Annotated in this window: 9 protein-coding genes and 1 pseudogene; 2 read left to right on the top strand and 8 right to left on the bottom strand. The window is 41.0% G+C overall.

Features of this window, described 5'->3' with window-relative positions; translation table 11 throughout:
• From padA to rpmG, 5 genes and pseudogenes are all read right to left on the bottom strand, one after another.
• Positions 1 to 5618 (bottom strand): annotated as a pseudogene (gene padA, locus O3640_RS10805) (LPXTG-anchored isopeptide-forming adhesin PadA); the annotation flags it as partial.
• 64 nt (positions 5619 to 5682) lie between these two features.
• Positions 5683 to 6246, bottom strand: a complete 564-nt coding sequence (locus O3640_RS10800; protein ID WP_045504586.1) for a TlpA disulfide reductase family protein — start codon at positions 6244 to 6246, stop codon at positions 5683 to 5685.
• Between the two features lie 379 nt (positions 6247 to 6625).
• Positions 6626 to 7165, bottom strand: a complete 540-nt coding sequence (nusG, locus tag O3640_RS10795; RefSeq protein WP_045504588.1) for a transcription termination/antitermination protein NusG — start codon at positions 7163 to 7165, stop codon at positions 6626 to 6628.
• Between the two features lie 183 nt (positions 7166 to 7348).
• A complete protein-coding gene (gene secE, locus O3640_RS10790; RefSeq protein WP_008809930.1) occupies positions 7349 to 7525 on the bottom strand; it encodes a preprotein translocase subunit SecE in 177 nt (58 codons plus the stop codon).
• Positions 7526 to 7534: 9 nt separating this feature from the next.
• The gene (rpmG, locus tag O3640_RS10785) at positions 7535 to 7687 is read right to left on the bottom strand and encodes a 50S ribosomal protein L33 (RefSeq protein WP_008809931.1); all 153 of its coding nucleotides are present in this window, start codon (positions 7685 to 7687) and stop codon (positions 7535 to 7537) included.
• A gap of 150 nt (positions 7688 to 7837) precedes the next feature.
• Between rpmG and O3640_RS10780 the strand changes: the two genes are divergently transcribed.
• Entirely contained in the window at positions 7838 to 8752 is a 915-nt protein-coding gene (locus tag O3640_RS10780) for a neutral zinc metallopeptidase (RefSeq protein WP_061596054.1), read from the top strand.
• 124 nt (positions 8753 to 8876) lie between these two features.
• On the opposite strand, the gene pbp2a is transcribed toward O3640_RS10780, so the two are convergent.
• On the bottom strand, positions 8877 to 11099 hold the full coding sequence (gene pbp2a, locus O3640_RS10775) for a penicillin-binding protein PBP2A (RefSeq protein ID WP_125376508.1): 2223 nt from the start codon (positions 11097 to 11099) through the stop codon (positions 8877 to 8879).
• A gap of 150 nt (positions 11100 to 11249) precedes the next feature.
• Here pbp2a and O3640_RS10770 point away from each other — a divergent pair, with 150 nt between their 5' ends.
• A complete protein-coding gene (locus O3640_RS10770) occupies positions 11250 to 12122 on the top strand; it encodes an RluA family pseudouridine synthase (RefSeq protein ID WP_012130985.1) in 873 nt (290 codons plus the stop codon).
• Positions 12123 to 12293: 171 nt separating this feature from the next.
• Here the strand turns inward: O3640_RS10770 and O3640_RS10765 are convergent, their stop codons facing one another.
• Together O3640_RS10765 and O3640_RS10760 are read right to left on the bottom strand one after the other, a co-directional pair.
• A complete protein-coding gene (locus O3640_RS10765; RefSeq protein ID WP_012130986.1) occupies positions 12294 to 13265 on the bottom strand; it encodes an acyltransferase in 972 nt (323 codons plus the stop codon).
• Positions 13266 to 13532: 267 nt separating this feature from the next.
• On the bottom strand, positions 13533 to 14906 hold a 1374-nt coding region (locus tag O3640_RS10760), incomplete at its 5' end, for a GBS Bsp-like repeat-containing protein (protein ID WP_371586866.1).

The following is a 14906-nucleotide window of genomic DNA, read 5'->3' as shown; positions in this document are numbered from 1 at the left end:
ATATTTGAATCTTTATGGAAGTTAGGATCGTTAGGGAAGGCAGCGTTATAAGACGCTTGGTTATTGATGACTGTCTTACCTTTTTCAATGTAGCCTGATAGGTTGGCACCTTGGCGGATTTTAGCCTTGAAGGTCAGAACAACTTCTTTACCGCCATTGTTCTTGACTTGATCTTCTGTCAAAGTCAAGGTGATCTTTTGATCAGCGATAGAGATACGGTCTGCTTCTAAAGCTTCTCCATTAAGAGTAGCACTTCCAGCATCCGCAAACTCTAGAACATCCTTAATAGTGTCATCGATAGAGAAGGCTGTTGCATCAAACGGTACTTTTGTCTTCACTTTATAAGTAAAGATTTCGTCACGGTTAGCAAGAGTCGCTTCTTTTGCATCATTAACAGTCTTTTCAATCTCTGGTTTTTCAGGACTTGGAGGAGTCACTGGAACAATATTTGAATCTTTATGAACTCCAGGATTATCCGGTAAATCTACATTATAAGAAGCTTGGTTATTGATAACAACTTTATCACCAACGACGTAGGCAGCTAGGTTCGCATTTGGACGAATCTTAGCCTTGAAGGTTAACTTAATTTCCTTATCTGCATTGGCTTTCAGTTCTTCTTGGTTCAGTGTAACTGTGATTGTTTGGCCATTGATCGCGATATGATCATCTGACAGTTTCTTACCATCTACAGTCGCTTCTGCCTGACCTTTCTCACCTGAGAAGTCCAAAACATCTTTCAGAGTATCAGTGATGTTGAAGGCTGTTGCCTCATAAGGAATCTTGGTCTTCACATGATAAGTGAATTCTTCATCACGTGCTTCCAAGGTTGCTTCTGCCTTATCATTGACATCTTTTTCAATTGGTGGTTGTTCTGGAGATGGAGGAGTTACTGGTACTTCATTGGAATCCTTATGGAACTTAGGATTATGATCGATGTCATAAGAAGCCTTGTTCGGAATACGGATGCCTTGACCAGGAACTAGGTAATCCAGAAGGTTTGCTCCTTCACGGATTTTAGCTTTGAAGGTTACTTCGATAGACTTACCAGCATTAGCTTTCACTGCTTTTTCTGCAAAGGCCACTGTCAAGGTATTCTTATCAGTAGAAATAGTAGCTTGATCATTGGCAGCCTTGCCGTCAATTTTCACTTCAACATCGCCCTTGTTGCCAGCGAATTCAAGAACGGACTTCAGTTCATCTGTTACGGTGAATTCAGTCGCATTTGTTGGCATCGCTGTATCCAGACTATAAGTGAATTCTTCAAGACGGGTTTGCAGATTGTAACTGTCTGCACCGTTAACCTTCTTCTCAATTTCTGGAGTGTTTGGTGGTGGCGGTGTAACAGTAACTGGGTTAGAGAATTTCTCTGTTTCTGGATTGTCATTGACCACAAAGCTAGCTTTGTTTGGAATCGCTGCTTTATCTCCATTTGGATACTTAGCAACTAATTGGTCAACTGTGTAGCCAGATTTAATCTTAGCATCGAAGGCTACTTGAACAGCCTTGCCTGCATATTTCTTGACTTGATCCTTATCGAAGGTAACTGTCAGTTTTTGGCCTTTCTTCGCAACCGTCACATCTGTCACAGCTTGACCATCAATCGTTACAGTCGCATCTCCATCAAATGTCAAGACTTCTTCCAAGGTATCAGAAAGTACAAACTTATCTGCTACAGTTGGAACTTTTGAATCCACTGTATATTTGAAGGTGCTTGTTAAGCTTGCCAAGTCTTCTTGATCCTTACCATTTACTTTCTTCGTAATTGGTGGAGGAGTCACTTTAACTGGCTCTGTTTCTTTTTCCTTAGACTCGTTATTCTTATTAGTATAAGTAATCTTAGCCGTGTTTGGAATTTCTGGAAGAACAGATTCTTTCTTCACTTTGGCGTGGATGACCAACTCGATTTCTTTATTCGCAAGAGCACTTGCTTTGGCAAAGTCCTTCATCGTTGCTGTAACAGTATTTCCTGAAACAGTAATATCGAAGAATTTCTTGGCTTCTTCAGAAATGCTTGGTTCTGGGTTCACCACTCCAAGATTTTCATCTAGAGTATCGGTGATGACAAATGATTTATATGTATCAATATCATTTGGCAAAGTAGTCTTAATATTGTAGGTGAAATCTGTTTCAGCAGCAATCGTTGCATTATCTTGATCACCGTTAATCTTCTTAGAAACATTTGGTTCTGTTGGTGGAGTCACCGTTACTGGAATTGTTTCTTTTTCACCTTTATGGTCGTCCTTATCCTTGAAGCTAAATGTCGCTTTGTTTGGAATGTTAGAACGAGTGACACCGTCATTAATTTTCGCTGGGATAACCAGTTCAATTTCTTGACCAGCTAGGGCACTTGCTCCGGCAAAGTTTTTCATTGTTGCCGTTACTTTTTGGCCACTGACAGTTACGTCAAAGAATTCTGCAGCAGGACCGCTGATAACCGGTTTGTCTACACCTTCATTAATAACGCTTAACTCATCTTCCAAAGTATCGGTAATCACAAATTCTTTGTAGGATGTGATATCACTTGGAAGTGTAGTTTTAACATTGTACTTGTATGGCTGACCAGTTGCAATATCCAAGTGATCCAAGTTTTCATTGATCTTCTTAGTTACTGGCGGAGGAGTCACCGTTACTGGATTTGACTCAACTTCCTTAGCCACATTGTTTTCATTAGTAAATGAAATCTTAGCCTTGTTTTCAATAGTCTTACCTGTCACACCAGCTTTAACTTTTGCCGGAATCGTCAGTTCAACGAATGAATATTTAGCGAGTTCTGCGAACTTGCCTTCTTTCACTGTTGCAGTAACAGTTTGACCATTTGTTTGGATTTCAAAGACATCTGCCAATGGACCGCTGATGCTTGCTTGTCCATCAAATTCGAGATCGGCATCCAGCTTATCGCTAATGACAAATTTCTTGTATCCTGCTACATCACTTGGCACAGCTGTTGTGATGTTGTAAGTGTACGGTTGACCATCGAAGGTTACCAGACTATCCAAGGTGTTGTTAATCTTCTTAGAAACAGTTGGTTCTTTTGGTTTCGGTGGAGTAACCGTTACTTCTTTCGAAGTTTTCTTCTTATCATTTAGAATAACATCAGCTGTATTCGGAATGTTTACCGCACCATTCTTCTTATATTTAGAAAGGTCAGCGCCCGGACGAATCTTAGCCTTGAAGATCAGTTCGATTTCCTGTACTTCGCTTCCACCACGACGAGAGATCAAACGGTTCAACGAAGTTAATTGAGTCTTATCTAATGTAATCTCAATTGTTTGACCATTGATTGAAATCGCTTTGGTCAAAGCATTGTAAGACTTGCCTGCTACTGTTACTTTAGCTGAATTTGGTACAATTTCAAGTTCATCTACAACTGTATCTGTCAAGGTGAACTTGTCAGCAATACCTGGCCATGGAGCAGTTACCTTGTATTCAAACTCTTCGCCATCTGCTTGTAGACCTTCGTGTTCTTTTTCGTTAACCTTCTTGTCTACTTCTGTATCAAGTGGTGGTTTAACATAAATTGGGTTTGAACGACGAATCGTACTTGCCTTGTCTTTTGTCTTGGCGTGGGCATCTTGGTTTGGTGAATCATCTTCTCCATTCCACATGATGTTACCTTGGTTAACTAAACCGTAACCATTGTTATTTTGTAAGATTGCCAAGTAAGCCTTGCTGGCTTGGTTCTTACGGTACTCTTCTTTCAGGCGGACTGTCATTTTCAGTTTCGCCTTCTTCATGATCAGGTAATTATAATCCTTACCTTGCGCTGGAACGTCTGCTACAACGACGCTTTGTGAGTTTCCTCCAGCATCTTGTTGTGTTACCACACGAGTCGGCCAGCTTTGTCCATCTGGACCTTGAGCAGAATGGCTCACCACTTCCAAGCGGTAGTCAATTGGGTCTGTCAACATAACGTTCTTTTCAAATTCGTAAGGAACGTTATTGAAGTTGTAGTCGACAGTGTAAGTGAACTCTTCGTCTTTCTTACTTAGTTGAGCAGAATAAGATGGTTTCTTAGTCAACTCTAACGGATCCGAAATGACACCGATATCGTTGCTGGCATCCGCATCTTTCACTGTCTTCGTTGCACTTGGATAACAGTATTCCAATTTTTGAACTTCAACTTTTTGATTCCGACCACCGATTTTATCTGTTTTGAAGTCACCTGCTTTAAATTTACCAGTCAATTCTGGAACTGTGATCTCTTCCTTCTCTGGAACATAATTCTCAGGAGGATCTACTTCGCTATCTTCATCTGTCTCAGGTGCACGAGCTTCCTTACTCAAGTCGTAGTCAAAGCTGTTTTTACCTGGATTGAAGACACTATCTGGAACAGAAATTTTAACCTTGTTACCAGTCTGTGTGATTGTACCGCGGATTTCCTTGTTAGGATCTGTTACTTTCGGAACAATCTTCTTACCATTGATTCGGATAGCATCTACCTTGTAGCCATCGGTGATATCAAACTCACCAGTGATATCATCTTTAACTAAAGCGGCCGCTACTGATTCCAAAATCTTTTGCGAGAATACATCAATGTTATTTTGCTCATTAACATAGAAGGAAACATTCTTGCCGTTTACAACCTTGTCTGGTGAAGCCATGGATTGAAGTGCGTCGTGGAAGATGGCTTGTACTGAACGGTTGTCCCCAATATTAATCGTATTGCCAAAACCATTCAGATAAGCTGGACCATATTGATAGTATTTCTCAGTGAAGTTATCAACACGTTCCCAGAAACCTACAACCACAGAACCTTCTGAACCAACCGCTGCTTTCAGCTGGTTACCAGCATCTCTCAACTCATTGGCACGACTAGTAATATCTTGAGCTGCTTCTGGATAGCTATCTACCCCCCAAGCACGTTGGATATCCCACGTTCTTGTATAGCTCTTATCCATTACAACTGTGTTTGATCCTGGCAGACGGTAACCATTGGCTACCCCATCCGTTACCAGGAGGAAGACTGTCTTACGACCGTGTTCCATATTGCCTTTGACACTGTTGTACTGAGCGATCGTATCTTGAATAGCTGGAACAGTTGGGGTTCCACCATCAACAGCAATATTATCAATAAAGTTATGAATTTTATTTTGATCGCTTGTTAAGCCGCTATTTCCATAGGTGTAGTGTTTACCGGTTGTATCCGGATCAGTAAATGTATCTGCAGGGTTGCCACTGAAATCGTTATTATTAAAGTAACGCACCTGATCCAAACCTTGGTAAGAAGCTACGAAAACGCGGTCAGTTGTCCGAGGGTCGTCAGTCTTAACGAGATAAGGATTGGTCTCATCGTATTGTTCTGGACGAACATATGTTGTCAAACGTTTGAGAGCACGTTTTACACTTGGAATAGTTGTCCGGAATGATCCACTGGCATCCTGCAGGATAACCAAGTCAATTGGTTGCCGCGGAACTGTCCAGTCCGTTGCGTCCGTTTTTTCAATCTTACGATAACACCCATTTTGTGTGATCGTTGTATGCTCATCAATCCGTCTTGTCTCAATATTCAGAGGATCATCAGCTCGAACAACTGAAGTCCCTAGATTCAAGACGCTGGATGGCATTGACATCAACAGGACGGTAAATAGTATTAAAACCTTTTTCAAAAAATCTTTCATGCTATTTTAAAGCCTATATAATAGTAGAAACTTTTATACAAGCTCTCCCTTCTCTTTCTTTTATTTAAATCTCTTCTAGCTGTTTTTCAAGCGCTGCTTCATCGTGAAAGTCTGTCATTACTTTCTTTACCTTTTGATTCTTATCGACTAGATAAATCGTGGGGATTGATTGAACATGGAGGATATCCGCCGCTCGCTCATCTGTGTCATAGTAATATGGGAAAGTATAATCTTTTTCACTGATATACTGATCCGCTCTTTCTTTCGTTTCTCTTTTGGAATCAAGCATATCCAACATAACAAAATGAATTCTACCTTTATACTTTTCATATACTTTTTGAATCTCTGGTAACTGTTTTTGACAATCTGGACACCAGCTAGCCCACTCTACTACCAGCATGGGTTTACTATAAAACTCTGTACTCTTCTTTTGATACCCTGCTTGGTCTACCATTTCAAACTCTGGCAACTGCTGTCCTGTCAGCTCATGTACTACAGCTGAACTACCATCCTTTTGTGTCGATCCTTTGTTATGCCTGTTAGGACCAGCAATGTAAAACAAAGCAAAGACCGCTACCAGAATGACTCCAACAGTCAAAAAGGGTAGCCACCACTTTTCCTTTAACATATTCCCTCCTAGTTAGATTCCGTCTCTATCAAATTTTGACATAAGAGCAAGCACTGTACAAATATCGATCTTTTCTTGCTAAAAAAACCATGAAAAAAGCCGTCATATACAATGCGCCAATTATATGGTTATTATACCAGTTTTTTTTGAGCATAACAAGCATTTTGTCTAAAATTTATGCAAAATACTTTGAAAGATGACACTATTTATTAAAAGGAAAACGATTGCCTAAAAACTTAAAATTATCAGAATTTTTAAGTCGTTTTTCTTTCCTTTTTTGGACCTATATTCAGACCAGTCAAAGGCTATTTTTTAGCCTTTGTCACAAAAAAACACAACTGGAATACAAAAAAAGCAGATAGTGATCTGCTTTTTGTTTCTATTGTAATTCTGCGATTTGATTCAGGTTTACTTCTGCAATGGTGTCATTTCCAAACATAGAAATAACCATCTTAACTTTATTATTGTCAATCTCAGTAATTTTACCTGTATAATCTGTAAAGGCTCCGTCAATAATCCGAACAGTATCACCAACCTTGACATGAATGTCAAATTCTTGCACAGTTTGTCCCATAGAGATCAGAATGTTACGGATTTCTTCTTCCAAGAGCGGAGTCGGTTTAGAGCGGTTTCCGTGAGATCCGACAAATCCTGTTACATTAGGAGTGTTCCGAACAACAAACCAAGCCTCATCAGTCATGACCATTTCAACCAAAACATAACCAGGGAAGCGATTTTCTTCGATTTCCTTGGTCTTGCCATTTTTCTCTACTTGCACAGTCTGAGTAGGGATTTCTACGCGCAAGATATTTTCCAGCATGTTATAAGTCTGAGCGCGTTGCAAGAGATTTTCTTTTACCTTGTTTTCATATCCAGAGTAGGTCTGCAGTACAAACCAGCCTTTATCAAAACTATCCATTTTATTTCCTTTCTTTGTTAGCAATTTTTAGTTTAGAAAATCATAAACTAAAACACTATAAAAAAGCCTAATGGCTTTTTCCGTTTTCTCTAGCTTTATTATATCATAAAAATAGGGAATGCCAAGAAGTTTACTGACAATTTTATCAAAAAAGACTGGGAAATTTCCCAGTCTCTAATCGACTTAAAAGAGATTCAACAAACGAAGCAGTCCGTGAGATACCAATAAGTCAAATAAATAGATAACCACAACAAAGAAGGCTGTATATTCCATAATAGAAATAAAGTCAATCCAGCTTTGCTTCCCTGTTGGCCATGTTGTATCTTTTAAAACTGTAAAAGTGTCCTTAAGAAATTTCACAACTCTCTCCTATCTTGTTTCTTTATGAATAGTGTATTTATTACAATGTTTACAAAACTTGTTTACTTCTAGACGTTTTGGTTTTGGCGTACTACTCAGCTTTATTGAGTAATTTCTCGATCCACAAACCGTACACGCCAGACTTGCTTTTTTTAATGCCATAACGCCTCCATCTTTCCAATTATAGCAGGATTTTTTTCTTTTGACAAGGTCTGGACGTCAATCCTTTGAAGCTTTTTTACTTCATCTAACGAACAGCTATTATTTTCGCTGGTGATTTGGTAAAATAGATGTCATAAAGGAGAAGAAAACGTGAAAACTGATCATTTAAAAGAAAGTAATAATATTGAAGACCGTCGCAATGAAAGGGGATCGGCCAGCTACGGGTCAGGCAATGCTCGACTGGGAAACGGAATATTGCGAATCCTGTTAGCACCTGGCAGTTTTAAAAGCAAGCTTGTCCTAATACTACTCTTACTTTTCTTAGGGGGTGGTGCTGGTTTGTCTGGCATTTTTGACACAGGGACTTCTCACCACTATGAGTCCACCCAAGTTTCCCAGCAAAGCCATACTCAGGTCAATGATAAAGACGCCCAATTTGTCAGCAAGGTCTTAGGGACTACAGAAGTTTTTTGGACTCAAACCTTTGAAAAAGAAGGAAGAACCTATTATAAGCCCAAATTGGTCTTCTACACTGGTCAAACCAGGACTGGTTGTGGGGTCGGCCAGGCCTCTGCTGGACCTTTTTACTGTCCTAACGACCAAAAAATTTACCTGGATATTCGCTTCTACCAAGAGCTGACTACTAAGTATCGGGCAAGTGGTGACTTTGCCATGGCTTACGTTATCGCGCACGAAGTTGGACACCATATCCAAAACCAACTAGGAACACTTCAATCCTACCAGCAAATGGTGAGAGGAAAATCAGAAAAGGAGAAGAATGCTCTAAATGTTCGTTTGGAACTTCAGGCGGACTACTACGCTGGGGTCTGGGCTCGTTATATTGAACAAGAAAACTTACTAGATGTTGGCGATATTGAGGAAGCACTTAATGCAGCCCATGCAGTCGGAGACGACACTTTGCAAGAACAGGCCTATGGCTATTCTGTGCCTGATAGCTTTACACACGGAAGTGCGGAGCAACGTATGCGTTGGTTCAAACGTGGTTACCAATACGGCGATTTTGAACACGGTGACACCTTCAGTGTACCTGATAAAGACCTTTAGGAAAACCCTAAAGGTCTTTTTATCTGATTGATTTACTGTGACATATGCTTCTTGATTGATAAACCCAGGCTGGAGCCTCAAGAGATAGACTTCTATAAATAATCCATCTATTGAGATAAGAAACTTACCAACCAAACCAGCTCTTGACTGTATCCCAAGCATTCTTAGCTTTACCTGGAATATCTGCCTCTTCGATAGCATTTTTAGCCTGATCGACTATTTCTTTTGCCTTGTCCTGTACATCCTGTAAGAAATCATTGCCACCTTGATTCTCGGTATTTCCAGTGCCATAGGTGTCTACCGGAGCAATACCATTTTGAGCATAGGTATTCTTTTCAGAGAATTTGGTTCCTTCCGTGTATGGCAGGACGCTATTGGCTACATTTCGGAAAATCACAGAAGCCTCGTTAGCACTGGTTCCTGTCAGGTAGTGGTTTTCATCTGTCTTTGGAAATCCTAGCCACTGACTGATAACAACATCAGGTGTGTAGCCGATGACCCACTGGTCTCCAGATAAGTCAGGGTTGAAGTCTGTCTCAGTTGTCCCTGTCTTACCTGCCATCGTATAATTATATGGCGCTGCGTAGATACCCGTTCCGTTTGAGAAGGTCCCTAACATCATACTGGTCATCTTTTTCGCAGTCGATTGATTGAGGACTCGAGTGGAGCTAGACTTGTGGGTCTTAACGATTTGACCACTAGCGTTTTCAATCTTAGTGATCAAGTGGGCATCATGCATGACACCATCATTCGCAAAAGCGGAGTAGGCCTGAGCCATTTGGAGAGGATTGGTATTCACACCTGCTCCCAATGCTACACTGAGATTTTGCTCAACCTTTTTCATATTCAAACCAAACTTTTGACCATATTCAAAAGCTTTCTCTATACCCAACTCTTTAACTGTTGCTACCGCTGGGATATTCAGAGAATCCGCCAAGGCCTGATACATAGGCACTGTCGGGCTAGTTTGAATACCACCATAGTTATTGACAGTATAAGATCCATAGGTCGTTGTAGTATTGTCTAACTCTTTATCAGTTGACCAACCAGCTGCGATCGCAGGGCTATATACAACCAGTGGTTTAATTGTCGAACCTGGACTACGAGCTGACTGGGTCGCATAGTTAAAGGAACGGAAACCGGCCGTCTGGCTGTTGACTCGACCGACCAGGGCTCTCACCCCTCCAGTCTTGGGATCCAAGGCTACACTTCCCGATTCTGCTCGTGTTCCATCTACTTCTGAAACAGGGAAGAGACTCTCGTTACTGTAAATAACCTGCATGCTGGCCTGGTAGTTTTGATCCAACTCAGTATAGATGCGATAGCCATTTTTGATGATATCTTCTTCTTTTAGACCATAGTCATGAATGGCTTCGTTAATGACAGCATCAAAATAGGATGGATAGCGATAATCTTCGGATTTGCCAGCATAGGCATCCACCAACTGGCTACCAAGACCATTCGCTGCTGCTTGATCAGCTGTTGCTTTGTCAATATAGCCGGCTGCAACCATATTATTCAGAACTGTATCCCGGCGATTGGTCGCATTTTCAACTGAGTACAAGGGATTGTATATCTCAGGCCCCTTGAGCATTCCGGCCAGTGTAGCTGCTTGATCGAGGGACAGTTGGCTAGCCGATACTCCAAAGTATTTCTTGCTGGCATCCTCTACTCCCCAGACACCATTCCCAAAGTAGGAATTGTTCAGATACATGGTTAGAATCTGATCTTTACTGTACTTTTTGGTTAATTCCAGAGCTAGGAAAAACTCCTTGGCCTTCCGCTCGATGGTCTGGTCCTGAGAAAGATAAGCATTTTTGGCCAACTGCTGAGTAATGGTCGAACCACCGCCCGATCGGCCCGCTGTCAAAATTGCTAAGAAGAAACGCCCATAATTGATTCCGCTATTTTTGTAGAAGGAGCGGTCTTCAGTTGCAATAACAGCATTCTGCAAATCCTTGCTGATCTGGTCCAATTCGACATAGGTCCCTTTTTGACCTGTCAAACTCCCTGCTTCTTGACCATCTTTATCATAGATCATCGTAGTTGCCTTCAAGGCATTTTGCAAGTCGTTGACATTGGTGGTCTTGGCCACATAAAAGAGATAACCTCCCGTCACCAGCCCAAATCCCAGACCTAAAATCAAGATAATCTTGGTCAGATGGTACCTACGCCAAAAACGTCGGAAGGGGCCTTGGCCTTTTGAAGACGTTCGCTTAGCCGAGCGACCGGATCGAGACAGACGTGGTTCCGCACTTGTATCTGTCTCCTCTGCAGACTCAGCCGGTGAATCTTCTTTCTTAAAATGTTGAATTAAGGTTTCAAAAATATCATTTAGCTTTTTCATAATCCTTATTTTATCACCTTCCCAGAGAGTATACAAGAAAGTGCTGTTCCATAGGGCCTTCCTTTTAGAATTTTTTAAGAAATAGCAGAGCTTCTACCCTTTTTTTGATACTAGCTTTCAAAGTTCTGCTCTTTTTGTTAAAATAAAGGCATGCAATTTAACTTTCGAATCCCTGAAAAAATGCCCACTATGAGCATAAAAGAACTACTGGAAGACTATTTCCTCATTCCCAGAAAAATCCGCCATTTCCTTCGCACAAAAAAGCATGTCTTGGTCAATGATCAAACTATCAATTGGCAAAGCAAGATTCAGGCAGGCGATCTCTTGTCGCTGACCTTTGACGAAGAAGATTACCCTGCAAAAGCTATCCTTATGGGGCAACCAGAACTTGTCCAGGAACTCTACCAAGACCAGCATCTCATCATCGTCAACAAACCTGAGGGTATGAAAACTCACGCCAATGAGCCGACCGAACTAGCTCTGCTCAATCATGTATCTGCCTATGTTGGAGAGACCTGCTATGTGGTTCACAGACTTGACAAGGAGACCAGTGGCACTGTTCTCTTTGCCAAAAACCCCTTTGTCTTGCCTATACTCAACCGCCTGCTGGAAAACAAGGATATCCAGCGAGAATACTGGGCTTTAGTAGATGGTAAATTTATCGAAAAAAGCAGAATATATAAGGACAAAATCGGTCGTGACCGCCATGATCGAAGAAAACGGCTGGTTGACAACAAACATGGCCAATACGCCGAAACACACGTGACTCGCTTAAAAAGCTTTGGTCAAAAAACTCTTGTCAAATGCCAACTCAAAACTGGTCGTACCCATCAGATCCGTGTCCACCTATCCCACCACGGCTTTCCCTTGGTCGGTGATCCTCTGTATCATCCGCATCCCCAAGGTCGTCTCATGCTTCACGCCCACCGACTGAGCTTCGTCCATCCCTTTACTTTAGAAAAAATCAGTCTTGAAGCCCCATCTAAAAGTTTTGAAGAAGGGCTAGAAAAGCTGAAAGCATAAGAAGTACTACTAGTGAACTCAAATCTAATCAGACTAAACCTCTAATAAGCATAACTAAATACGCAGATACTACCGCTTCTTTCACCTTAGTAGATGTAAGAAAAAAAGCAACAGAAAAATCTGTTGCTTTTTTTGGTATCAAAAATCGATTCCATCCACCATCTTACTTTACTAAGCTGGAAGCAGGCTGATAATTCTGGGTCTGATAACTTTCTGAAAGAGCATGCTCAGTAGATATGACAGCAAGAGAATGATAAAAAAGCCAAAACTGTATATGCCATTCCGAGGCATTAATTGCCTAAAAATAAAGATGATAAACGGATGAATAATATAAATCGTAGTGGCATATCGCTTGGCGATATTGTTCAAAATCGGGATATCAATATTGGTCCCGTTTCTGATCGCATAGAGGAAAATCGCACTAGATGATAAAAGAGTGCTGGGGTAAAGGTCGTGCTCTGTTCCCATAAAACAGTATTCAAGCAGAATCAAACCTATTATTCCCAAGCTAATAGCCCATTTCCTGGCAGATGATAAGTCGTAGGCTAAAATCCGTTCCCGATACTTGGCGAACTGCATCCCCATAATGAAAAAGGGAAGACCCATAAACAGGAAATTTCGATAGTAAAGGGTACTGTTGGTATTGAATTCGATACAAAAAGCCAAAGCTAGCAGAATCAGAGACACACCAAAGGTGGTCAGGTGGTGGAAATACTTATAAAAAAGGAGATAAAGCCCGTAAATATAGGAAATAGCCAACAAATACCAGGTCGGAGTAGCAGCTGGACCAATCAAATCTCTGGGACTATTGAAAAAGAAGAAATCGGCAAAATCAGACAGGTCTATAGTTGCTATCTTTTCCGCCAGCTCTCCCGACAGTACTAAGTCAATAAAATGCACAATCGAGTAAAATATCAGACTAGCGATTGTCAAAAGAAGCATTTGCTTGAGACGATACTTGACTTTTCCCCTAGAAATATTAAAGGAATAATAGCCCGACAGCATCATGAAAAAGGGCACTGCAAAACGAGCCACAATCTGATAAAAAACACCAAATTCCCCTGGTAACAAAAAGTGCAAAGAAACGATACTAAAACAGGCTAGAGCCTTAACAGCATGTAAAGTTGTATTTTCTGTCTTCATGCAGACATTATAGCATGTTCATTGTTACAATCTGTCAAGGCCAGATGACACAAGCATTAAGAATCATATCATTTGATGACAACCACTTTTCTTATTATCCTATAAACTATCATTTTCTATAGCCATTACACACAAACCTACAAGTAATGAAATCACGTAAAAATCTGTCCTATCAAGCTCCAAAATAGCGCTTCTAGAGATTTTCAGATCTATAAGTAAAAAGGCCGAGGAAAGTAAGCCCTAGAGCAACTTTCTTCAACCTTTTGTTTATTGATAACGTGGTCTTGCAAATCCTCGAATATTACCATGACCAACCCGATAGGTATTTCTTCTCACAACTCCGTTGCTTGAATTTCCTTCGATTGTATGAATCCATCCATTCTCTACTCTCTCAACAATACCTATATGATCCGCCCAGCCATCATTTTGCTGGGTATCTTTATCCCAGTTGAAAGTAATAATATCACCTGATTGAGGAGTCGTAGTTCCATCTTCATTCCAAATTCCTAATTTTTTGAAAATCTGAATATGACGTTCTACTCCACATTCTCGTCCAACTAGATAACTAAGACCCTCTCGTTGGAAAACAACTGTAACAAATACATCGCACCAATCATCTGTATTCTTTACAGCGTAGCCAACTGGTAGAGGTTTCACACTGTTATAGTCCTCAACCATGCGCTGATGAGCCGCACTACCCGTTGACGTACCTACCAGATTTGAAGCCGCACGAATAACTCTATTTTTTTGATCTGTCACTTGGCGTGGGATTAATCTTGTTTGCCCTAGGTTAAATCCTTCCACACTGCCATCCGTATAATCAACATATACGTGAGTCGTGTAATCACCTTGTTTGTTACCGTGGTTTACAGCCGCAATCCCAATCTCGGTATGACCACCAGCAGGAGTCTGTGTATACCAAGACAAATTTTCTTGGTGCGCTTGAGACCACACGGCTGCACGAATATTTTTAATTCGTTTCCCTTGGGCAGATTGATCAACCGCAACGGTAAATGTGCCCATCTGAGAATTTACGTCTTTAATATAAGCTTTCGTCTTATGTGTTAAATTGTGGTACTCTACCTGAGTTGTAGTCGAATGAACTCCTATACGACTTCCATCATTCTGGATGTAGTATAGATGAACGTGATAAGTACCAGTAGAATTCTTGTGATTTTCTGCCTTGATGCTAGCCTTATAGCTACCATCTGATTGACGAGTCGCATTGTACCAGATCAAGTCGTCTTGTCCGCCTTGTTCAGACCAAACGGGAACTTGAACCGATTGAACTCCTTTAGGACTGAAGACATCGGTCACAACAACATCAAAAGTGCCAGTCTCTTTGTTATTGTTTTGAATGTTGACCTTACCTGTTGGTTGAGACAGATTTAATTGGGTAGACGTCTCAGTCACATACCTACGTTGGCCGGAGCCATCAATATAATGGACATGAACTTGATACTTGCCTTGACTATTCTTGTGCTCGCTCGACTTGATAGTAGCTCGGTAGCTACCATCTGCCTGCTTCACTGCCTTGTGCCAAACTAGGTCATCCTGACCGTTGACTTCTGACCAGGTTGGAATCAATACTTCCTTGAGGCCATTTGGAGCGATTACATTACGAACGACCGCATCAAAGGT

It is taken from the genome of Streptococcus sp. 27098_8_75, assembly GCF_041432475.1.
GTDB classification, from domain to species: Bacteria; Bacillota; Bacilli; order Lactobacillales; family Streptococcaceae; genus Streptococcus; species Streptococcus gordonii.
The sequence above is the reverse complement of the archived record's forward strand: the minus strand, read 5'-3'. Positions and strand labels throughout refer to the sequence as shown.

What these genes read in the sequence shown, in the direction of transcription:
- O3640_RS10800 (WP_045504586.1), bottom strand. Translation starts at nt 6,246, where the DNA reads ATGTTAAAGGAAAAGTGGTGGCTACCCTTTTTGACTGTTGGAGTCATT.
- nusG (WP_045504588.1), bottom strand. Translation starts at nt 7,165, where the DNA reads ATGGATAGTTTTGATAAAGGCTGGTTTGTACTGCAGACCTACTCTGGA.
- rpmG (WP_008809931.1), bottom strand. Translation starts at nt 7,687, where the DNA reads ATGGCATTAAAAAAAGCAAGTCTGGCGTGTACGGTTTGTGGATCGAGA.
- pbp2a (WP_125376508.1), bottom strand. Translation starts at nt 11,099, where the DNA reads ATGAAAAAGCTAAATGATATTTTTGAAACCTTAATTCAACATTTTAAG.
- O3640_RS10770 (WP_012130985.1), top strand. Translation starts at nt 11,250, where the DNA reads ATGCAATTTAACTTTCGAATCCCTGAAAAAATGCCCACTATGAGCATA.
- O3640_RS10765 (WP_012130986.1), bottom strand. Translation starts at nt 13,265, where the DNA reads ATGAAGACAGAAAATACAACTTTACATGCTGTTAAGGCTCTAGCCTGT.